The organism is Acinetobacter sp. TY2, from assembly GCF_046269225.1.
In the GTDB taxonomy this organism is placed as follows: domain Bacteria; phylum Pseudomonadota; class Gammaproteobacteria; order Pseudomonadales; family Moraxellaceae; genus Acinetobacter.
The window spans coordinates 21684-42414 of the sequence record NZ_JBJZOR010000003.1 but is presented as its reverse complement, the minus strand read 5'-3'; the positions used below and the strand labels follow the sequence as shown (position 1 = coordinate 42414).

Below are 20731 nucleotides of genomic sequence, written 5' to 3'. Positions count from 1 at the left end.
AAAAATATGTCACTTACACTCCATACAATCATGAAAACGCAAAAAGTACATAAACCATAAAATGGATGAATCATGACAAATACTTCTCACCAACCTAGCCGACGCGATGTTTTAAAATGGTTTGCAGGTATTCCTTTTTTACCACTCGGGGCAATGGCAACAGCAACAACGCTTGCAGGTTGTAACGATAGTAAAGACAGTGCAGTTGTCACACCGCCTATCAATGCTGCAAAACTAAAATCAGCCAAATTTACCGCAATGCCCGCACCGTCTTTAAGTAATGCAGCAGCAATGGCAACTACAACTGTTGCATCTACCCTTGCTGTCACTTGGGATGACAATACAAAAACTGAATACACACTAGGTTATAAGGCATTTTTCAATACAGGTGTTGAAGTTGATCATTTAGCTGGCGGTAAAATTATTGCCGGTAGTTATTATGATATTCATAATCAACCAATTATTGATAAATCTGTTGCTGGTAAGGAACGCCAATTTTTCTCAGACTGTCCCGATGGTTCTTCACTCATTCACCTCGCTGGGGCTACAGTGACAGGTGTAACTAACCCTGTTTTTCACGTTGTTCAATTTGAATACACGTCTAAAGACCTTGCTGGTGGAGACATGTACGGTAAACTGCCTTCACCTATTGCAGTGCTTACACTCAATCAAGATCAAAAAACAGGTCATCTTGAGCTTAAAAAATATGCCAATGTAGATATGTCCAAAGTTCATGGCTTATGGATTACTTGTGGCGCAAGTTTATCGCCATGGAATACGCATTTGTCGAGTGAAGAATACGAGCCTGATGCATTTGACCAAATTGGCACTTCACTCAGCATGCTTAAAGCTTATAGTCAAAATTTATACGGCAATGAAAACAGCGCAAATGTCTATAACTATGGTCATTTACCTGAAATCATACTTGACGGTAAAGGCTCTGCAACAGCAAAAAAACATTTCTGTTTAGGTCGAATTTCACATGAATTGATTCAAGTCATGCCAGATAACCGTACTGCAATTATGGGCGATGACTACACCAATGGTGGCTTCTTCATGTTCATTGCAGATAAAGAAAAAGACCTTTCCGCTGGCACACTGTATGTGGCGAAATACACATCTGAACTGAATGAGACATCAACGGCTGCCATTCAATGGATTAAATTGGGTCATACCGATAGTCAAACCATTGAAAATTTAGTCAATGTTCGTGGTATTAAAGCTGAAAACATCATGGAAAGTTTGGCTGAAGCCCCGCAAGATCTAACAGGCTATACACAAATTGTACTTAGCAAGAAAAAATTATGGGTCAAACTCAAAGAAGCCAACAACGGTTTCACTAAAGAAGAGATTGAACTCGCTGCTGCGTTCCTTGAAACACATCGTTATGCTGCGCTCAAAGGCGGTAGTATGGCATTTACCAAAATGGAAGGTACAACCGTCAATATCAAAGATAAAGTTGCCTACTCTGCTTTGGCAAACATTCAAGACTCAATGATTGAGAATACTTCGAGTTGGGTTGCAACGCACAATGTGAAATTTAAAAAAGCAATTAAAGCAGGTGGCGTCCTTGCACATGATCTTAAAGGTAGTATCGTTGATCATACTAATGCGCTGATGAACAGTGAATGGGTGCCATACCAAAGCCACATGTTGATCATGGGTGAAGATATTTCTGCAGATGCTTTGGGCAATACAGCCAATCCTGACAAAATCGCAAGCCCTGATAATCTAAAATTCTCCGAAACATTCCGCACGCTGTTTATTGGTGAAGATAGCGGAAATCATGTCAATAACTTCTTATGGGCATACAATGTTGATGACAAATCATTAACCCGTATTTTATCTACGCCAGCAGGTGCAGAAGCTACAGGTTTACATGCTGTCGATTCGATCAATGGTTGGACATACATTATGAGTAACTTCCAACACGCGGGAGATTGGGGCAGTATTCATAATGTGGTGAAAAATCAGCTAACACCTTTAATTAATCAGAACTATAACAATGGCTTTGCAGCTTCGGTTGGTTATATCACCGCTGATCCTATAACTCCATCGGTTGTGAAAAAAGCGTAATACTGGCTTTATGTTCAATAAAATGATGATCTAGATTCATAAAAAATGCCGATTTCATATCGGCATTTTTACGTTTCGAAAGAATAATTCAAATACTTCTTCTTATTGAGAAGGTAATGTTTGCTCAAAATAAACTAACTCTCCAGCATGTTCACCTTGCTGCGTTTTCTCAATCCAATCAATTTTTTCATGCCCAATTCTGACAAAATTAGAACATCGTGTACCGTAAATCGGACTTTGAATAAAGGTTGACGAAAGTAGAGCCTCCATTTCCGAACTAATACCTGTTTCAGGCAATAACTCAGTAATGACCTTACGCTCATCTTCTAAAATATCCCACACAATTGTTTGAATATCCTTTTCTGAAACGTATGTCTCACTGAGTTGTAGCATTGGTAAGAACTCTTGTGTAAAGCGTTTGCGTAAATGTTGCGTTTTTTGCCAATCTTCAGACATCAAACCATTGGACACTACATAAACACCTTTGGCTAAAACTTGCGGTGCTTCACCACGGTTGCTCATATACACCGCTTGTTCTAAATCACCGACAAATAGATTGAATCCTGCATAATCACATTGTTTCAATTCAAGTTGTTGTGCAAAACGAATCGGGGTTAAATCAGACTCTAAAAATGACTGAATCACTTCACCGCGTGACGTTACATAGCTATGCTGGTCTGCACCATCACGAAAATTGGTAATAATCGCCCAGCGCCCTTGCTTGGTGATGCCCATCCATGTTCCACCCGACTGTAAATCTTGCCCTGCAATCACAGGACTGTCTGACCAAACATGTAGTTTCGAAGACGGGCGGTGATAGAACTCATCCCGATTTGAGATTAGACACAGTGGTAGACCATCTAAAACTTGCCACGCAAATGCCACAATGCACATAAATTTATTCCATTCACTTTACACATTGAATGTACAACATTTTCAGCAACTTTCAGCTAAAATCTGTGCAAAACAGAAATCCTGAGGAGCAGGAATGCTGACCTACCCAAATATTGATCCCGTTGCGATATCGCTGGGTCCTTTACAAGTCCATTGGTATGGGCTGATGTATTTACTCGCTTTTTTATGTGCATGGGGACTAGCAACGTATCGTGCCAAACAACGTGACAACTGGAATGCTGAAATGGTTTCAGATCTCATTTTCTATGGTGCACTCGGTGTCGTTCTCGGTGGACGGGTTGGTTATGTGCTCTTTTATGAATTCCACAAATTCTTAGCCGACCCAATTTGGCTATTTAAAGTATGGACAGGGGGAATGAGCTTCCACGGTGGATTCCTCGGTGTAATGATTGCAATGCTTTTGTGGTGTCACAAATATAAGAAAACTTGGTTTGAAACCCTCGATTTTATTGCGCCTTGTGTCCCAACAGGTTTAATGTTTGGTCGTATTGGTAACTTTATTGGTGGTGAACTCTATGGTCGCCAAGTGTCTGATCCGAACTTTGCTTTGGGTATGATTTTCCCAACAGATCCTTCACAGCTTATTCGTCATCCTTCACAGATTTATCAAGCACTCTGTGAAGGTTTACTCCTATTTATTATTTTATGGTTCTATAGTGCTAAACCTCGTCCTCGTTATGCGGTTTCTGCAATCTTTTTAATGGGCTATGGTTGTGCACGCTTCTTTATGGAATTCTTCCGTGAACCCGATGCAGATCAGGGCTACATCCTATTAGGATGGATGACCAAAGGTCAGATGTTATCGTTACCGATGATTTTGATTGGTCTATGGCTGATTTGGTATGCCTATCAGAAAAAGATTTTCGATTGGGGTCCACACAAAAATACCTAAACCGATTTCATGTGTATTCTAAGAATCGATTTACAAGGTGAAGCAAAGCTTCACCTTTTTTTATGCTACAGTTTCCACCAACTTCGCTTTAAATATCAAGATTTATAAATCTCATGCTTGAATTCTGGTTCGATCCGAAAAACTCAGTTGCCAAAAAATTAGTCTTACTCATTTTAATTGCTGCAACAGCGATAGGACTCTACATTATGCAACCTATGGCATTACAAGACGTATTATTGTTTGCAGGTACGGGCATTATTTATCTGATTTGTCGCTACTGTAAACTGCATTTTTTTGCCAATAATCTTCGCAGTATTTTTTATCGTTTGTTGACTTGGCTACCGATTGCCTTACTGTTAGCACTCATTTTTAAGAATATGAATAATGGTGAAATTCTGATTCCGGGTGCACTTGGTATTAGTATCATGGCACTTGCTGTTTGCCTATTTTCACCACTGTCTTTGTTGCATAAAAATACGCCAGATACAAACGCTAAACAGCAAAAATAAGCTTAACTTAGAAAAGGTATAATTCTCTATTATGTTATTGAATTTATGGTATTCAGATCGTTGTACACGACAAATTAAACTGATGGTATGTATTGCAACATGTGCCGTCATTTTTTATTGTACTGAAATTCAAAAACTACCGACTGTTTTTGCAATCATCAGTCTTGCCTTAGGTATCGCGACACATATTTTATATCAATATAAGCAGAAGCTTGGGAAAAATAATAATTATGCTCAAGCACTTCAATGGCTTATATCCATCTTTCCACTCGTCATACTTGCAATCATGATTTTCATGCTTCCTGCAATCAATCAGCTCTATACTGCTCTACAATGTATTGGCTTTTGCGCACTCGGTTTATTTCTTGTTTCTATTTATGAAAACCGAAGTCCACGCCATGATTCAAATGGTTAAATCGCTATACACAATATTTTATTTTACAAACGATAATATTGATACGTCACACTACTATCACGATAGACATCATGGCTACGCTGTCTAAAATCTGACACCCATTGCGAACCTGTAAAGCCTGCAATGTGCCCGTAACGATGACGACTGGTACTCTTGATAATATAAATATCGCCTTCTTGTGGCTGATCAAATGACGGTTCAATACGCTTATAACCAATCTGCATAAGTGTTGCACCCCAATCTGAAGCAGCAATAGGATGACTACTAAAGCTTGCACCTGCGGACTGTAAAGCAATACGGACATATTTTGCACATTGATGTGCTGTCGTACTGCGAGACATACTGACTAACTTTTGAGTAAATTTATCAATATCAATCAATGATGTGACTTTAAAATCGCGATTACGGGTTTTAAAATTTTCCAATGCTTGAGCCTTTAAAAAAGCATCTGGATCAAAACCATTTTTTGAATCTTGTGACCTAATATGAACTTGCAATGTAGGGTTTACGTATTCATTAACATCCATATTGTGATCATAAATCATGCATCAACCTCTAAATATCTCTTAAAAATATGAGTTCCATACTATTAAAAACTCACTTTTACATTTAATAAGCAAAGCATACTAATCATTGAACCTTAAAAAGTGACGACTTAACTTGTAAAAAAATATGTAATTGTGAATAAATCTCATTTATTGACTTTTAATTGTTTGAAAGCGCTTAATTTCTTTATTGTCTGTATCATTATTGTTTGCCTAAAAATTAACCATTAAATAATATAGCCAATTCACTAAATTAATATCTCCAAAGAATCAGGCAACTAGAATGTCAGCTTAGTCACATTTAGTTTTATCAACTATTGATCCATTGCAACTCTTTGTTGTACATGCTCCTAATTTTTCCCACAAAAAAGCCGATGTATTAAACATCGGCTTCTCACTATGTTATGAAAAATAGCTTGCTCATGATAATTTTCAAATGTATTGCTCAAGGTCTATATCAAACGTTAAACAAATACTTTACTAACAATAAGTAATCAACAAAATTTAATAACAATCCCAGTTATAAAGCACCTTAGAAAAATCACCTTTTTTCAAGTCATCTGGATGAATAAAAAAGTTACCGACACCTGAATCACCCCACATAATTTCAACACCATCGCTATCGTCAGTATCAACCTGCAACAACAAGATATAGGGTTTAATGACATCGGTATATTCACGTGGATCAGACTGCGTAAAAAATGGGTATCCCCCTAAACGATGACCATTACTCGAATAAAATCCATCATATTCTTCTTCAAACTCCTCACCTTCATCATCACCTAGTGTTTCATATACATCGACAATTTTTTCTGAAAATTGAAAATCATTCATTCCTATCACACTTTCAGAAGTAGTAAACGTAATCGCATATTGCCCTACCACTGGACTTGCTAGGTCTTCTATTTCTGAAATAGGAAAATCTTGTTGCAATTGAGAGATATCTTGCGTCATTTTTTCATGAAAAATAATACGAAAACCATCTTGCTTCTGTTGATCATCAAAATCTAAACCATACAAATCATCAAAAGGATTAATAAAAAATTGCAGTATGCCTGTAGATGGATATTGTGTATTTTCAGGTAGTTCAGCGAAATTAATTTGTGCTAGGAGTTGTAAATTATCACCACTTTCACTTTTTGGATAAGTTTGCCCCATTGGCAAATAAGGTGAGCCACCGAATTTACTTTGCCATAACGTTAAATCGAGCGATGGTGCTAATGTCATTTCAATAGATGGTTTAACTGTTTGTAATATTTTATCTTTATAACTTTGTAGTTGAGCAGAGGTACTATTCCAATCGATATTCATTATGGTCACTCTTGTTCTGTGGCTTAAAAAATTTTCCAAATTAGTATAAACTTACAGGTCATTCTGAAGTATGACAATATCGTATACAAACGGCGTAATTTGTCGTATGTGATCTTTAATTTGGAAAATTTATGAAAGCGTATTTAGACCTTCTACAACACATTCTTGACAATGGTGGCGACAAAGGCGACCGTACAGGCACAGGAACACGTTCTGTATTTGGTCATCAAATGCGTTTTGACTTAAGCCAAGGTTTTCCGTTATTGACCACAAAGAAAGTACATTTCCGCTCAATCGTAATTGAGCTGTTATGGTTTCTTCAAGGCGACACCAATGTCCAATATTTAAAAGACAATAAAGTCAGTATTTGGGATGAATGGTCTACCGCAGAACAAACAGCACGTTTTGGTCGTCCTGAAGGTGAACTTGGTCCTGTGTATGGTCACCAATGGCGTAACTTTGGTGCAGAAAAGAAAGATAATGGCTTATATGAAGACAATGGTTTCGATCAAATTCAATGGCTGATCAATGAAATCAAGACCAATCCTAACTCACGCCGTCTAATTGTGTCAGGTTGGAATCCACAAGAAGCAGGTCAAGTTGCATTGCCACCATGCCACACCTTGTTCCAATTTTTCGTGCAAGATGGCAAATTATCTTGCCAGCTATATCAGCGTAGTGCCGATGTTTTTCTAGGTGTGCCGTTCAACATTGCAAGCTATGCCCTTTTAACACACATGATTGCACAAGTATGTGGCTTGGGCGTTGGTGACTTTGTATGGACAGGTGGCGATACACATTTATATGTTAATCATTTTGAACAAGCCAAATTACAATTGACTCGTGAGCCGATGTCACTCTGTCAATTAAAGCTAAATCCTGAAATTAAAGATATTTTCGATTTCAAATTTGAAGATATTGAAATTGTCGGATATGAATCACATCCAGGTATTAAAGCCCCTGTTGCGGTTTGATTGTTCATTTACGAAATCAAATAATCCCTCTAAATCCCCCTTTTATAAAAGGGGGACTTTCTACCAAATGATCACCGTTGGTATTTAGAATTAAAATCGAGCTAAATATGACCTTTAAAAATTTTGAAATCGTTCATGTTGTTGCAATGGATCAGCAACATTGTATTGGCAAAGATAATGATCTCCCTTGGCATATTTCTGCCGATCTCAAACACTTTAAAGAAATCACACAAGGTGGCGTTGTCGTTATGGGACGCAAAACCCTAGAGTCAATGGGGCGTGCCTTACCTAAACGTGTGAATTGGGTCATTACGCGTGATCAAAATTGGACTTTCGATAGTGTCAAAACAGCACCTAGTATTGAAGATGCTTTAGAGCAAGCCATTCCCGATGTTTTAGCCTCTGAAAAACCTGAAAGTATTTTTATTATTGGTGGTGGTGAAATCTTTAAACAAACAATTCACTTTGCCGATCGCTTAGAATTAACCCATGTAGACTTAAATGTTGATGGCGATGTTTTTTATCCAAGTATTCCAGCCGAATTTAAAAAAGTTGCATCTGAGTCGCATATTGATGACAAAACAGCTATTGCTTTTGAGTTTGCAACTTACCGAAAATAGCCTCACATTTTAATTAAAATAAACAGACATGAATCACATTGGAAAAGCTATATTTCTTCGTGCATTAGGCATGAGCCTCATGCACTTTCTCTTTAGTATTTTTGTCGTCCTTTCCTCTATTTGGTTATGTCTTGCCATCTGGGTTCAACAGCCCTGTGGTTGGTTACTGAGCCGTATATTTATCGGCATTTGGATCGTTTTTTCTCTGAGTATTTTAGGTGTTTATTTCACCCATTTTATTAGTCGCCGTAAAGATATTCTGATTTATCTCATCACTTTTGCACTTAGCTTAGTTTGGTATTTCAACATTCCTGCTCATCAGAATTTAGACTGGAGTCCTGATGGCTCTCGTATTCTCAATTATGAACGACATGGCGATGTAGTCACGCTACATAACATTCGTAATTTTAATTGGAAATCTGAAACTGAATTTGATGAACAATGGGATACCCGAACTTTCAATTTAAATGAAATTGAAGGGATTAACATTTTGACATCCTATTGGATGGGACCTCAAATTGCCCATACATTAGTCAGCTTTGACTTTAAAAATCAGAAACCTTTGGTCTTTTCACTTGAAATTCGTAAAGAGAAATCTGAAAGTTTTTCTGCAATTGGCGGGTTCTTTCGACAATTTGAACTCAGCCTCATCGCAGCAGATGAAAAAGATATTGTTTACACACGTACCAATGTACGCGGTGAGCAAGTTTACTTTTTCCCAATCAAAATGGCAGAAAAAGAACGTAAAGAATTATTTTTAGAATATCTCAAAAAATCGGATGAATTACGAGAAAAACCTAAATGGTATAATACGCTTACCAGCAATTGTACTACGCTTGTTTTTGATATGATTCAAGCCATTGAGCCACATGAATTACCACGTGATTATCGCTTGCTTGTTTCAGGCTATTTACCAAATTATTTGTATGACTTAGGTGCGCTAGATAAAAAATGGGATATGAAACAATGGTATCAACACGCATATCTTAATCCTAGGACACAAGAATTTAGCCATTTTAAATATCCAAGTAGCCAAAATTTTTCGAAAGTCATTCGCTTAGGGTTACCTGTAAATCAGCTTCCCCTGATTCCGCTTGAACATTAAATTTGCATTGAATGTATTGATCAAGCTCATATTTTAATCGTTACAGATAAAATGCAACATATCCGCCTATAAAAAAGTAAGTGACTTGTTCTATATTTATGGTTATATAAACACATACAACTTTAAATCGAGATGAATATGTTGAAAAAAATAGCCCTTGCAACAGCAATCACCACGACATTATTGATGACAGGTTGCGTAACATCACAAAGTACCATTCAACAACAAAACCTTGAATTATTGCAAAATAAAAATTGGTCGCTGACTCATATCGGTGCAACCGAATACAAAGTAGACCCTACAGCACATAACAGCCCGAGCTTACAATTTGATGCGACAACACAGCGCTTAAGTGGTGCAGATGGCTGTAACCGTATTATGGGTAGCTATGTCGTCAAAAAACATGAGATTAATCTAGGACAGCTCGCATCTACAAAAATGATGTGTCAAAACACGGCAGAACTTTCAAGCAAATTTAATGAAGCCTTAAATAAAGTTGCAGGCTATCAAGTCTATGGTCAAACATTAAAATTGCTTGATCGACATGGCAACCCTGTACTTCAATTCAAGTCAAACACAAACTAATCGTATTGATAAAAAAACCTGATAATTCAGGTTTTTTTATCACAGTATTTTATAAGATAAAACCAAATATAAAGTAGGATTTAAGCATGGCACAAGCAATTTTTGGTGGTGGATGTTTTTGGTGTACCGAAGCCGTTTTTCTGTCACTGAAAGGTGTCGAGAGCGTAATCAGTGGTTATGCCGGTGGTCGTATCGAAAACCCAAGTTACGAACAAATCTGTAATGGCGATACAGAACATGCTGAAGTCATTCAAATCAATTTTGATGATCAGCAAATTGATTTTAAACAACTACTCGATGTGTTCTTTGCCACCCATGACCCAACTACACTTAACCGTCAAGGTAATGATGTCGGAACACAGTATCGTTCTGTGATTTATTTTGAAAATGCCGAACAACAGCAACAAGCAAGCGATTATATTGATTCACTCAAAGCTGATGGCTTAAACATTGTGACCGAACTCAGCCCTGTACCGACCTTCTATCCTGCGGAAGATTATCATCAAAATTTTTATGCACGTAATCCTTCACAAGGTTACTGTAATTTTGCAATTCCACCTAAACTGATGAAGTTACGAAGTAAATTTAATGACTTATTAAAGAATGATGAATAAGTTTTCTTTTTAATAAGTATTCAAAGAATAATTCGCTTTATTTAAGCCATAAAAAAGCAATCCAAATGGATTGCTTTTTTATTTATATGAATTAAGTTACGGTTTATGGCACTCAATTATTCATTAACAAATTATTCACTTACAAATGCAATATCCGTTAAACCAGCTTCACTTGCACGTGACATTACTTGTGCAACCATATCATAACGAGATTCTTTATCTGCACGTAATTGAATAGGTGGTTTACTTGCTTGTTTTCCTGCTTCATCAAAACGCTTTTGTAATTCATCAAGCGTAATGATTTCTTCACCCCAAGCCACATCACCTTTAGCATTAATACTAATGGTCACCGCCTCTTGAGGCTGATCAACAATATCTGCTGTTGTTTTCGGCAAAGTTAATGGAATTGATGGGTTAGCAACGGTTGCAGTCACCAGAAAGATAATCATCAAAACCAGCATAATATCGATCAGGGGAATAAGGTTCATCTCATTCATACCTGCATCGTTGTCATCACCCAATTGAAAAGCCATTAAACTTGACCCCCAACTAAACCTTTTTCAGTACTTACTGTTTCAGCTTTCTGTGCTGAAGAATCTTGTTGCAACATAGTATCAATAAGCAAGCCATGTGCATGATCTTGTAATTCAATCGCCAATGAACGATTGAAGCGCATACAAATGTTATAAGCCAATACAGCCGGAATCGCAACTGCAAGACCTAGACCAGTCATAATTAGAGCTTCACCGACAGGCGTTGCCACTTGTGCTAAGCCTGCTTGACCACTTTTACCGACAGCAACAAGGGCGTGGAAAATCCCCCAAACTGTACCAAATAGTCCTACAAAGGGTGCAAGTGATGCGATTGTACCTAGTACAGAAACACCTTTTTCAGCCGATGCTTTTTCAGTCGAAATTTGACGTAACAAAGCTTGTTCTGCAACGGCTTTACGTTGATCAAAACTTAATGGTGCAAGTTTTGCTTTTAACTTACTTACCGCTTGGGTCAATTGTGTTTGAGCAACCTGTTTTAACTGGCGTGTTCCCATTAGACGTAGAACAAAGATCGTCCAAGTCGCAATCGACATCGCCAACAGTACAAAATACAGTGTCTTACTGATTGCATCCGCATGTTGCCAATAAACTGAAAAATTCATATTCATTTCCTGATTTTTAAAAATCTTTAATCTGTTACTGACCTTTCAACGTATAGTCTTGGCCGACATCAAACGGTACTTTTACACCATCAACTTTATACGGTGAAAATTGTGCTTTACGTGCTTGTCCAAGAATGTATGCATCTAAACCTGCATCTCCCGAACCTTTCACCATTTTCACATTCTTCACAGAACCATCGGCATTGGCATAGAAATGTAGTTCTACGCTTACCACTTGCCCTTTAGCTAAGTATTTACTTAATGCCGCAGGGTCAATTTTTGGTTTAAAACGCCAAGAAATATCACCTTTTCCGACTGAACGGCTTTGGTTTTGGCTCTGGCGATTTCTCTCATCTTGTTCACGTTGTTGACGGGCTTTTTCATCTTGTTCACGTTGCTGACGAGCTTTATCGTCTTGCTCACGCTTTAAACGATCTCGTTCAGCCTGATCACGCATTTGCTGGTCACGTAATTGTTTATCTTGAATCTGTTGATCGCGCAACCGCTGATTCTCTAACTCACGCTGTTTCTTTAGAGGATCTTCCTGATGAATCGCCTTTTCCACTTTTTCTTGTGGTTTTTGTGCAATCACTTTTGGCTTGATCACAGGTTGCGGCTTAATAGGCTCTGGTTTCGGCTCAGGCTTCACCTTTTGCTGTACTGGCGGTGGTGGGGGCGGAGGCGGCGGTGCTTCTTCTTGAATTTTTAATAATTTAACACTAATGGGTTTCTTGTCCACAGGTTTTAAGTCAACTGTTTTTAACTGACCGACTGCCCATAATACGCCCATATGACCGATTACAACGGCAATAAGCGCAGGCAACACTTTTTTCTTCAACAATTGTGAGGAATGAAGATTTGCTGTGGAAGATTGACTCATATGAATCTGAATACCTAAATCTGAGAATATCAGCAAATGTTTTTGCTAATCGTAATCATCGGTTTGAACAATTAAACTACGCTAATGATAAATGAGAAGTGTTTTCATTTGCAACTACTTTTTACAATACTTTGTATTGTTTTTCCAAATTAAAAACAAAAAAAGAGATGCTTTATGCATCCCTTTTTCACATCAAAAAACTACAAACTACTGAAAAACAACTGTTTTATTACCATCTACAATAATACGATCTTCAAGATGCCATTTCACAGCGCGTGCCAACACATTACGCTCTACGTCTTGACCTAATTCACGTAATTGTTCAACAGTAAAATCATGGTTTACACGTTCTACGTCTTGTTCAATGATTGGACCTTGATCTAAATCAGCCGTAACATAATGCGCTGTTGCACCAATAAGCTTTACACCTTTTTCATACGCTTGCTTATATGGATTAGCACCCACGAATGCAGGTAAAAATGAATGATGAATATTGATGACTTTCATTTCCCATTTTTGTACAAACTCTTCATCAAGAATCTGCATATAGCGCGCAAGTACAAGTAAATCATTACCTTGCATTAATTCGTCAATTTGCGCATAAGCTTCACGTTTATTTTCTTTGGTCACTGCAACAACTTCAAATGGAATTCCGAAGTTCTCTACAGATTCACGTAAAGCTTCATGGTTCGAAACTACTTTGGTAATTTCACACGGTAAACCGCCACGAGAATGACGCCACAATAACTCAAGTAAAGCATGATCAACTTTCGACACCAAAATGCCGACTTTTTTCACATCACTGACCAAAGCTAAACGCCATTGCATGGCATAACGCTCTGCTACATTAGCAGCAAACGTTTGCGTCAAACTTTCTCTACGAGTTTGTAAACCATCAAGTTCAAACTCAACGCGCATGAAATAACGTCCGCCCTGAGCTTCTGTTGCATATTGATCAAGCGCAGTAATATTTGCTCCCTGATGATACAAAAAGCTCGATACAGCCTGTACGATGCCCGGCTTGTCTTCACAAGTAATGAGTAAACGTGCAGTATTGGCAGTGGTCATGTTCATTTGGTTAAATATCACTTATATATAAATTTAAAAACAGCCGGTTATTCTAACGCTTTTTTACCAGCTTTCAATATTACAATACATTTCAGTCTTCTTTCGAGGTTGATAGACTAGCAAAAAGATCAGAAGTACCAAAACTATCGAGCAATCTTTCATAAGTTGCACGGCTTTCACCTCGTAAATACGGGCCTTCGAGGAAAACCATTTGACGCAATGCTTGCCATGCCCATTTTTCATCCAAATGATTTGAATCATTTAAATGCCCAGACATATAAAGGAAATTGGTCCAATTGGTCAGCACAATCCAAATATTGATAATTAAAGCTTCAATTTCAGAATGGGTCATTTGCATTAATCCCGCCTCAACAAAAGCTAAATAAATCTTTTGCCCTTGTTGCATGACCTGACCTGCAAATTTTGGATAAATTTTGCGAAAGTCTTCGTTATTTTCAACAAGGTGATAAACATCACGATGTAAAAAACGATATGCCCACAACTGACTACTCAATACCTGAAAATAACGAATCTTATCATTTGCGTTGACTGCCCGGTCATCAGGCAATGAAAGCATCTCCATCGTTTCCATTTGGTACTGCGACATCAACTCTTTAATAATTTCCTGTTTATTACGAAAGTGATAATACAGATTGCCCGGACTAATGCCTAACTCAGCAGCAATATGGTTTGTGGTGACCGAGCGCTCGCCACGCTCATTAAAAAGTTGCAGACTAATCTGCAAAATTCGATCTTTCGTTTTCAATGTTTTGGAGCTTGACATCTTGATACCATTTTCAATCGTCAGCATTTGCTAACATTAAAGTGACTTGACTAATTAGAGTATTTACTCTAAAAAATATATTAAATTATCTATTAGTAAATGGTGTTTGTCATGAACAGTCAAACAAAAACAAACTCAATGACTCCCTTTGCGCCAGAAATCCAGCGTATGCATGATTTATTGGCTCAACAGAAATCAGCATATCAACGATATCCTGTTCCGACAGCCAAAGAACGTATTGAACGTTTAGCAAGACTAAAAAAAGTTTTGGTAAAATATCAAGACCAGATTGCAGATGCAATCAATAAGGACTATGGAAACCGCTCAGTCAATGAAACCAAAATTGGTGAACTACTAACATGTTTAGAACAGGTTAAATATTATAGCAAGCATTTAACCGATTGGATGAAACCATCTAAGCGTCATGTTGGTATTTTACATCAGCCTGCAAAAGCATGGGTACAATATCAACCTCTGGGTGTTATTGGTATTATTGCACCTTGGAACTATCCGCTTTTACTTTCAGTAGGCCCTCTCATTTGTGCCTTGGCTGCAGGTAATCATGCCATGATCAAAATTTCAAGCTCATCAATGAACTTTGGTTATGTGCTTGAAAATATTTTATCTGAAGCATTCCCACAAGAACTCGTTTCTGTGGTGACAGGTGGTGGCGTAATTTCCGATGCTTTTAGTCATTTGGCTTTTGACAAAATTATTTTTACAGGATCAACCAATGTCGGTAAAACTGTCATGGCTGCGGCGGCTGAAAACCTTGTACCTGTCATTTTGGAACTCGGTGGCAAGTCACCTGTTATCGTGCACCCATCAAGCGATATGAAAGAAGTTGCTCAGCGTATTGCTTTTGGCAAGCTTTGGAATGCAGGTCAAACCTGTGTTGCACCTGACTATATCTTCTTACCAAAAGGTAAAACTGCCGAATTTATGAGACAGTTTAAAAATATTGCAAGTAGCATGTATCCAAGCCTACGTGATAACAATGACTATACGTCTATTATTAATGATAAACAGTACAAGCGTATTCAAGGTTATTTAGAAGATGCACAAACGCAAGGTGCTGAAATTACATCAATCAATCCTAAAAATGAAAATCTTGAAACTGTGCGGAAAATTGCGCCAACGTTGCTCACAGGTGTGACTCCTGATATGCAAATTTTGCAGAATGAAATTTTTGGTCCAATTCTACCAATCATGGAATATGATCAAATTGACAATGTAATTGACTTTATTAATAGCCGTCCGCGTCCACTTGCATTATACTACTTCGACTTTGATAATGCGCGCGCCGATTATGTATCGCAACGCACGCATTCGGGGCACTTTGGTCAAAATGCCGTACTCACTCATGTTGCACAAGACGATCTACCATTTGGTGGCGTTGGTGCTTCAGGTATGGGTAAATATCATGGTCCTGAAGGTTTCTTTAGTTTATCGCACGAACGTTCTGTAATGTCCATTCCTAAGCTTTTTAGCTTAAAGTTCATTTTGCCGCCGTATGACAAACCTCTAAATCGTATTTTAGAGAAAACCTTCCTGCGCTAACTTGATCAAGGTATGATCTATTGAATAAGGTCATGCTAATTTTTAGCCGATTCCGCTTGTCTTTTAAGCGGAATTTTGGTATAAAACGCCCCTGAATGAAATCATCCGTTTATTTTTGACTGGCCACACAGAATTGCTGTTGGCTCAATCAATGGAGTTACACCATGTCTAAGGTTTGCCAAGTTACCGGCAAGCGTCCAGTCGTTGGTAACAACGTCTCACACGCCAACAACAAAACTAAGCGCCGGTTCGAGCCGAACCTGCACCACCACCGTTTTTGGGTAGAAAGCGAAAAACGTTTTGTACGTCTTCGTTTAACTCCAAAAGGTATGCGTATTATCGACAAATTGGGCATTGAAAAGGTTCTTGCTGACCTTCGTGCTCAAGGTCAAAAGATCTAAGGAGTCTGAACCATGCGTGATAAAATTCGCTTAGTTTCTTCTGCTGGTACTGGTTATTTCTACACTACCACTAAGAACAAACGTACTATGCCGGAAAAAATGGAAATCAAAAAATTTGATCCCAAAATCCGTCAACACGTGATCTTCAAAGAAGCTAAAATTAAATAATTTTAGTTTTCTTAAAAAATACGACCCTTTTGGGTCGTTTTTTTTGCACTTTTTTTACTCAGCTTGTTAAAATTCTAGCATTCCTTTGGCATTTTCTATGCTTAAAGTTCTTATCTTTCACTTTTCCTACCTATTTTTAAGGAGCGTTTAGTGCCACATGATGTAGATCTGATTATTTTGCTTGCAGTTGGTTTTGGTATTGCCCTCATTTTTGGCTATATCGCTGCTCGTTTACGCCTCCCCCCACTGATTGGTTACCTTGTTGCAGGGATCATCATCAGCCCCAATACTCCTGGTATTGTTGCAGACATTGCCCTCGCCAATCAGCTTGCCGAATTGGGCGTGATGTTTTTAATGTTCGGTGTTGGTATGCACTTTTCACTGAACGATCTAATGCAAGTTCGGCGTATTGCCTTACCTGGTGCTATTTTACAAATTACAGTTGCAACCCTATTAGGTATGGCAGTTTCGCATTTTTGGGGTTGGAGTTTCGGCTCAGCATTGGTCTTTGGACTTAGCTTATCGTGTGCGAGTACTGTTGTTCTTCTTAAAGCACTAGGCGACAAAGGGTTACTCAATTCGGTCAATGGTAAAATTGCTGTCGGTTGGTTGCTTGTCGAAGACCTTGTGATGGTTTTAGTCTTAGTACTCCTTCCTGCGACTGCGGTACTTTTAGGTGGTCATGCGCTTGAAGGTCATGGCAGTAATGAAAATATTTGGCTGACACTTGGTATAACATTGCTTAAAGTGGCAGGCTTTATTGCCTTTATGTTGATTATCGGTAAACGACTTGTTCCTCTAATCATGCAATATGTCGCACGCTTAGGCTCAAGAGAACTTTTCACTCTCACCGTTGTTGCCGCTGCTGTATCGATTGCTTATGGCTCTTATGCCGTTTTTGGCGTGTCGATGGCTTTGGGGGCATTCTTTGCAGGTATGGTCGTCAAAGAGTCAGATTTCAGCCATCGTGCAGAAGAAGAAACGCTACCACTTCGTGAAATTTTTTCGATTTTATTCTTCGTTTCAGTCGGCATGTTGTTTGACCCAAGAATTTTAATTGAGCAACCGCTTCATATTATCGCTGTAATTGCCATCATTATGATTGGTAAAACACTTGCTGCAATGGCATTGGTCTTATTTTTTCGCTATCCGCTCAATACAGCCTTAACCGTTGGTGCGAGTTTAGCGCAAATTGGTGAATTTTCCTTTATTTTGGCAACATTGGGGGTTTCTTTAGGCTTACTCAGTCTTGATGGACAAAATTTGATTCTTGCAGGTGCATTATTTTCTATCACCCTCAATTCATTCTTATTTTCAGCAATTGAGCCTGTACAAAACTGGATTCGTGAGCGTTCACACTTAGCACGTTTACTTGAACGTAGTGGTGATCCTTTAGCCATGTTACCTGATGAAGTTTCTCAAGATTATCTACGTGATCAGGTGGTCATGATTGGCTATGGTGAAGTCGGTCGTCGTGTAACCAAGACGCTCATGGATGATGGTATTAAAGTGGTCATTGCCGAAGAAAACCGTGAAAAAGTTGAAGTTCTACGTGAAAAAGGAATTGCTGCGGTTTCGGGCCGTGCAACTGAACCAGGTGTACTCATTCAAGCCCATATTCAACACGCTCGCCTTTTGGTTATCTCGCCAATGGATATTTTAGATATTCATAAAATTGTCGATACGTCTAAATTACTCAATCCCAAAATTCAAGTTTTAGTCTGCGCTGAAAGTAAGGAAGAGGCCGAAGTCATTCGTCGGGAAAATATTGGGGATGTGTATTATGCAAAAGAGGAAATGGCAAAAAATATGAGCAATTATATTTTGAATCAAATTCAAATTGCCCACCATCATGAGCCAACGCATTAAGCTCAAATAAATATATTGTTCAATAAAAAACGCACCATCTGATGCGTTTTTTTATTCTATCGATTAACTAAAGTGAATGGGTTGCTCATCAACAACTTCTGCTTCCCACTGCCCTGTCTGTTTTTCCATGAGTGCATACAATGCAGCTTGAATCATCTGCTGAGCAATCACAGGCGTCTGATCACCCAATAATGCCTTGATGTCATCATTAAATTGTATGGTCACTAAAGGTGTGCTTTCAGAGCCAGAATTACGTAGAGCCAATTCGCCACTTTCTAGCTGAACAAGCTCAAGAATTGCTTCCTGACTGCCAAATAACTCTTTTAACTGCTCTATAGACATAGTCCCTCCATGCTCAACATGGGACAAAGTACCAAATGCACTTTGCACTGTGTGAATACTTTATATCGGTGCTGCTTGGTCTTTTTCAAGTCTAGCATACAGAAAGTTTAGAATTCGACCATTTCGTTACGAAAACCGTCAATTAGTTGCGTCAAGTCACGATGCCACTCACGTAAAATTTTAGTATCGGGCAACCATGCTTGCGGTGTTTGTGTCACTTTAATAATTAAGTTTGATGATGTGTCATCTTCAGGTTCAGGTGCACTCGGTTCAGGTGCATATTGGCACATGCGATATGCACGTTTTAATTCTGCAATAAAACCTGATTTTGCCAATTGTTGCATAACAGCGACTTCAGGTGAGATTTGACCTTTAGCAGCCATGAGTTCTTCAATCGATTTTAAAGTCGGTGACGTATCATTTAAACGATAGTAGCGTACCAATTCTTGTAAAAATGCTAAAACTGCACCATGCAAGTGAAATACAGCCGATTCACGAAAAGCCTGCACCTGTTGTACATGCTCACTCTGCTCTGCTTGTTGGCATGCGAGTCGTGCAAAATACAATTTTTGATTGGTACGATCTGCATGATAGCGTGCTACACGGGTCATGATTTTTCCTTAAATAAAGCGCAATACAACTTAAAAAGAACGGTACAGCTAAGACAGATTTCAACAGCTCACACTTGCAAATTCAAAAACTAAAAAATACAACGTTCAATCGCATTGAGCTGAGTAAATTGAACTAAGCAAGTTAAGTGAAGTAGGTTGAGCAAAGTAAAAACTGATGAGAAATAGAGTAACTGTGTCACGGCGGTTTGAATATAGTTTTTATTGGGTGAATGATTTATTTTTAAAGTGCTGTATACATCTTTTTATAAAATTTGGCTTCCATTCACGTAAAAGAAAACCCGAATTAAACTATAAAGTCTAAATCGGGTTTTATACAGCTAAAGCTTTATAAACTTTAATCTGCATCCATCATTGATGCGCTCATGCCCACGGTATTGAAGCCTGCATCAACATATAAAATTTCGCCTGTAATGCCATTTGCCCATGGTGAACAAAGAAAAAGCGCAGCATTACCCACATCTTCAATGGTGACATTGCGTTTAAGGGGTGCAATTTTTTCATTAGCATCTAACATTTTACGGAACGATTTAATGCCTGATGCTGCCAAAGTACGAATTGGCCCCGCAGAGATTGCATTGACACGAATACCCTCTTCACCCAAGCTTGATGCAAGGTATCGTACGCCTGCTTCAAGCGATGCTTTCGCCATGCCCATCACGTTATAATTTGGCATCACGCTTTCTGAACCTTGATAAGTCAATGTCAATAAACAGCCCTGACGAACCAATAATAATGGTTTTGCCGCACGTGCCATAGCAACAAAACTATATGCACTAATGTCGTGTGCTATTCGGAAGCCTTCACGATCTGTAACATCGGTAAAATCACCATCAAGTGTATGCGCAGGTGCAAAACCAATTGAATGCACGACACCATCTAGGCCATCCCAATGCTTGGCAAGTTCTAAAAATGCATTATCGATGTCTGCATCATTGGCAACATCACACGGGAAAACCAATGTTGAACCAAATTGTTCAGCAAAATCATCGACACGTTTTTTTAATTTTTCATTTGGATAGGTAAATGCCAACTCTGCACCTTCACGGTGTAATGCTTGTGCAATACCGAATGCAATAGATAATTTACTTGCAACGCCTGCGATTAAAAAGCGCTTACCAGCTAAAAGTCCTTGTGCCATGAAATTTTCACTCGAAAAAGTTTGCATGCATAATGCCAAGTCTAGACACAGAACAAAATTGCATAATGCATCTTTTTTCAAAAGTTTACTAAAAACATCAAAGTTCCTGTATTACACCCATAAAAAAAGCCTTCCAAGGAAAGCTTTTTTAAATATCTACACTAGTACAATG

General features: G+C 38.4%; 24 protein-coding genes. 13 read left to right on the top strand and 11 right to left on the bottom strand.

Annotation, left to right across the window (positions count from 1 at the left end; all coding sequences use genetic code 11):
* Window positions 1-72 precede the first annotated feature (72 nt).
* Window positions 73-2076 carry a PhoX family protein gene (locus ACK1JC_RS02410; protein ID WP_409510257.1) on the top strand — a complete coding sequence of 668 codons (2004 nt, stop codon included), beginning with the start codon at window positions 73-75 and terminating at the stop codon, window positions 2074-2076.
* A 102-nt stretch (window positions 2077-2178) separates the two neighbouring features.
* Here the strand turns inward: ACK1JC_RS02410 and ACK1JC_RS02405 are convergent, their stop codons facing one another.
* A complete protein-coding gene (locus ACK1JC_RS02405) occupies window positions 2179-2970 on the bottom strand; it encodes an NRDE family protein (RefSeq protein WP_409510256.1) in 792 nt (263 codons plus the stop codon).
* Between the two features lie 94 nt (window positions 2971-3064).
* Between ACK1JC_RS02405 and lgt the strand changes: the two genes are divergently transcribed.
* From lgt to ACK1JC_RS02390, 3 genes are all read left to right on the top strand, one after another.
* Window positions 3065-3883 (top strand): prolipoprotein diacylglyceryl transferase, encoded by an 819-nt coding sequence (gene lgt, locus ACK1JC_RS02400; protein ID WP_409510255.1) that lies wholly within the window; start codon window positions 3065-3067, stop codon window positions 3881-3883.
* Window positions 3884-3996: 113 nt separating this feature from the next.
* Window positions 3997-4392 carry a hypothetical protein gene (locus tag ACK1JC_RS02395; RefSeq protein ID WP_409510254.1) on the top strand — a complete coding sequence of 132 codons (396 nt, stop codon included), beginning with the start codon at window positions 3997-3999 and terminating at the stop codon, window positions 4390-4392.
* Between the two features lie 31 nt (window positions 4393-4423).
* Window positions 4424-4807, top strand: a complete 384-nt coding sequence (locus tag ACK1JC_RS02390; protein ID WP_409510253.1) for a hypothetical protein — start codon at window positions 4424-4426, stop codon at window positions 4805-4807.
* A 23-nt stretch (window positions 4808-4830) separates the two neighbouring features.
* On the opposite strand, the gene ACK1JC_RS02385 is transcribed toward ACK1JC_RS02390, so the two are convergent.
* Both ACK1JC_RS02385 and ACK1JC_RS02380 read right to left on the bottom strand, forming a co-directional pair.
* Window positions 4831-5352 carry a CHAP domain-containing protein gene (locus tag ACK1JC_RS02385; RefSeq protein ID WP_409510252.1) on the bottom strand — a complete coding sequence of 174 codons (522 nt, stop codon included), beginning with the start codon at window positions 5350-5352 and terminating at the stop codon, window positions 4831-4833.
* A 504-nt stretch (window positions 5353-5856) separates the two neighbouring features.
* Entirely contained in the window at window positions 5857-6663 is an 807-nt protein-coding gene (locus ACK1JC_RS02380) for a YwqG family protein (RefSeq protein ID WP_409510251.1), read from the bottom strand.
* Window positions 6664-6794: 131 nt separating this feature from the next.
* Here ACK1JC_RS02380 and thyA point away from each other — a divergent pair, with 131 nt between their 5' ends.
* The 5 genes from thyA (at window position 6795) to msrA (ending at window position 10561) form a co-directional block, all read left to right on the top strand.
* Window positions 6795-7637 carry a thymidylate synthase gene (gene thyA, locus ACK1JC_RS02375; protein ID WP_409510250.1) on the top strand — a complete coding sequence of 281 codons (843 nt, stop codon included), beginning with the start codon at window positions 6795-6797 and terminating at the stop codon, window positions 7635-7637.
* Window positions 7638-7744: 107 nt separating this feature from the next.
* Window positions 7745-8257, top strand: a complete 513-nt coding sequence (locus tag ACK1JC_RS02370; RefSeq protein WP_409510249.1) for a dihydrofolate reductase — start codon at window positions 7745-7747, stop codon at window positions 8255-8257.
* 28 nt (window positions 8258-8285) lie between these two features.
* Window positions 8286-9362 carry a DUF4105 domain-containing protein gene (locus tag ACK1JC_RS02365; protein ID WP_409510248.1) on the top strand — a complete coding sequence of 359 codons (1077 nt, stop codon included), beginning with the start codon at window positions 8286-8288 and terminating at the stop codon, window positions 9360-9362.
* A gap of 138 nt (window positions 9363-9500) precedes the next feature.
* Window positions 9501-9947 carry an META domain-containing protein gene (locus tag ACK1JC_RS02360; RefSeq protein ID WP_409510247.1) on the top strand — a complete coding sequence of 149 codons (447 nt, stop codon included), beginning with the start codon at window positions 9501-9503 and terminating at the stop codon, window positions 9945-9947.
* 86 nt (window positions 9948-10033) lie between these two features.
* Window positions 10034-10561, top strand: coding sequence for a peptide-methionine (S)-S-oxide reductase MsrA (gene msrA / locus ACK1JC_RS02355; protein ID WP_409510246.1), 528 nt, complete (start codon window positions 10034-10036; stop codon window positions 10559-10561).
* Between the two features lie 131 nt (window positions 10562-10692).
* Here msrA and ACK1JC_RS02350 read toward each other — a convergent pair whose 3' ends face one another.
* The 5 genes from ACK1JC_RS02350 to ACK1JC_RS02330 form a co-directional block, all read right to left on the bottom strand.
* Window positions 10693-11094 (bottom strand): ExbD/TolR family protein, encoded by a 402-nt coding sequence (locus ACK1JC_RS02350; protein WP_409510245.1) that lies wholly within the window; start codon window positions 11092-11094, stop codon window positions 10693-10695.
* A complete protein-coding gene (locus tag ACK1JC_RS02345; RefSeq protein ID WP_409510244.1) occupies window positions 11094-11717 on the bottom strand; it encodes a MotA/TolQ/ExbB proton channel family protein in 624 nt (207 codons plus the stop codon). Before ACK1JC_RS02345 ends, ACK1JC_RS02350 begins: the two co-directional genes overlap by 1 nt.
* Before the next feature lie 34 nt (window positions 11718-11751).
* Window positions 11752-12597, bottom strand: coding sequence for a TonB family protein (locus tag ACK1JC_RS02340; protein ID WP_409510243.1), 846 nt, complete (start codon window positions 12595-12597; stop codon window positions 11752-11754).
* Window positions 12598-12804: 207 nt separating this feature from the next.
* A complete protein-coding gene (purU, locus tag ACK1JC_RS02335; RefSeq protein ID WP_409510242.1) occupies window positions 12805-13671 on the bottom strand; it encodes a formyltetrahydrofolate deformylase in 867 nt (288 codons plus the stop codon).
* Window positions 13672-13756: 85 nt separating this feature from the next.
* Entirely contained in the window at window positions 13757-14449 is a 693-nt protein-coding gene (locus ACK1JC_RS02330) for a TetR/AcrR family transcriptional regulator (RefSeq protein WP_409510241.1), read from the bottom strand.
* Between the two features lie 111 nt (window positions 14450-14560).
* Here ACK1JC_RS02330 and ACK1JC_RS02325 point away from each other — a divergent pair, with 111 nt between their 5' ends.
* From ACK1JC_RS02325 to ACK1JC_RS02310, 4 genes are all read left to right on the top strand, one after another.
* Complete coding sequence (locus ACK1JC_RS02325) at window positions 14561-16009, top strand: coniferyl aldehyde dehydrogenase (RefSeq protein ID WP_409510240.1); 1449 nt, start codon at window positions 14561-14563, stop codon at window positions 16007-16009.
* Window positions 16010-16173: 164 nt separating this feature from the next.
* Entirely contained in the window at window positions 16174-16410 is a 237-nt protein-coding gene (gene rpmB / locus ACK1JC_RS02320) for a 50S ribosomal protein L28 (protein WP_409510239.1), read from the top strand.
* A gap of 12 nt (window positions 16411-16422) precedes the next feature.
* Window positions 16423-16578: a 50S ribosomal protein L33 gene (gene rpmG / locus ACK1JC_RS02315; RefSeq protein WP_001205031.1), complete on the top strand. Its 156-nt coding sequence runs from the start codon at window positions 16423-16425 to the stop codon at window positions 16576-16578.
* Window positions 16579-16728: 150 nt separating this feature from the next.
* Entirely contained in the window at window positions 16729-18447 is a 1719-nt protein-coding gene (locus ACK1JC_RS02310) for a cation:proton antiporter (protein WP_409510238.1), read from the top strand.
* 63 nt (window positions 18448-18510) lie between these two features.
* On the opposite strand, the gene ACK1JC_RS02305 is transcribed toward ACK1JC_RS02310, so the two are convergent.
* The 3 genes from ACK1JC_RS02305 to ACK1JC_RS02295 all read right to left on the bottom strand — a co-directional run bounded on the left by ACK1JC_RS02305 (window position 18511) and on the right by ACK1JC_RS02295 (window position 20559).
* Complete coding sequence (locus tag ACK1JC_RS02305) at window positions 18511-18789, bottom strand: hypothetical protein (RefSeq protein WP_409510237.1); 279 nt, start codon at window positions 18787-18789, stop codon at window positions 18511-18513.
* A 107-nt stretch (window positions 18790-18896) separates the two neighbouring features.
* Window positions 18897-19400 (bottom strand): DUF6586 family protein, encoded by a 504-nt coding sequence (locus ACK1JC_RS02300; protein WP_409510236.1) that lies wholly within the window; start codon window positions 19398-19400, stop codon window positions 18897-18899.
* 355 nt (window positions 19401-19755) lie between these two features.
* Entirely contained in the window at window positions 19756-20559 is an 804-nt protein-coding gene (locus ACK1JC_RS02295) for an enoyl-ACP reductase (RefSeq protein ID WP_409510391.1), read from the bottom strand.
* Window positions 20560-20731 lie beyond the last annotated feature (172 nt).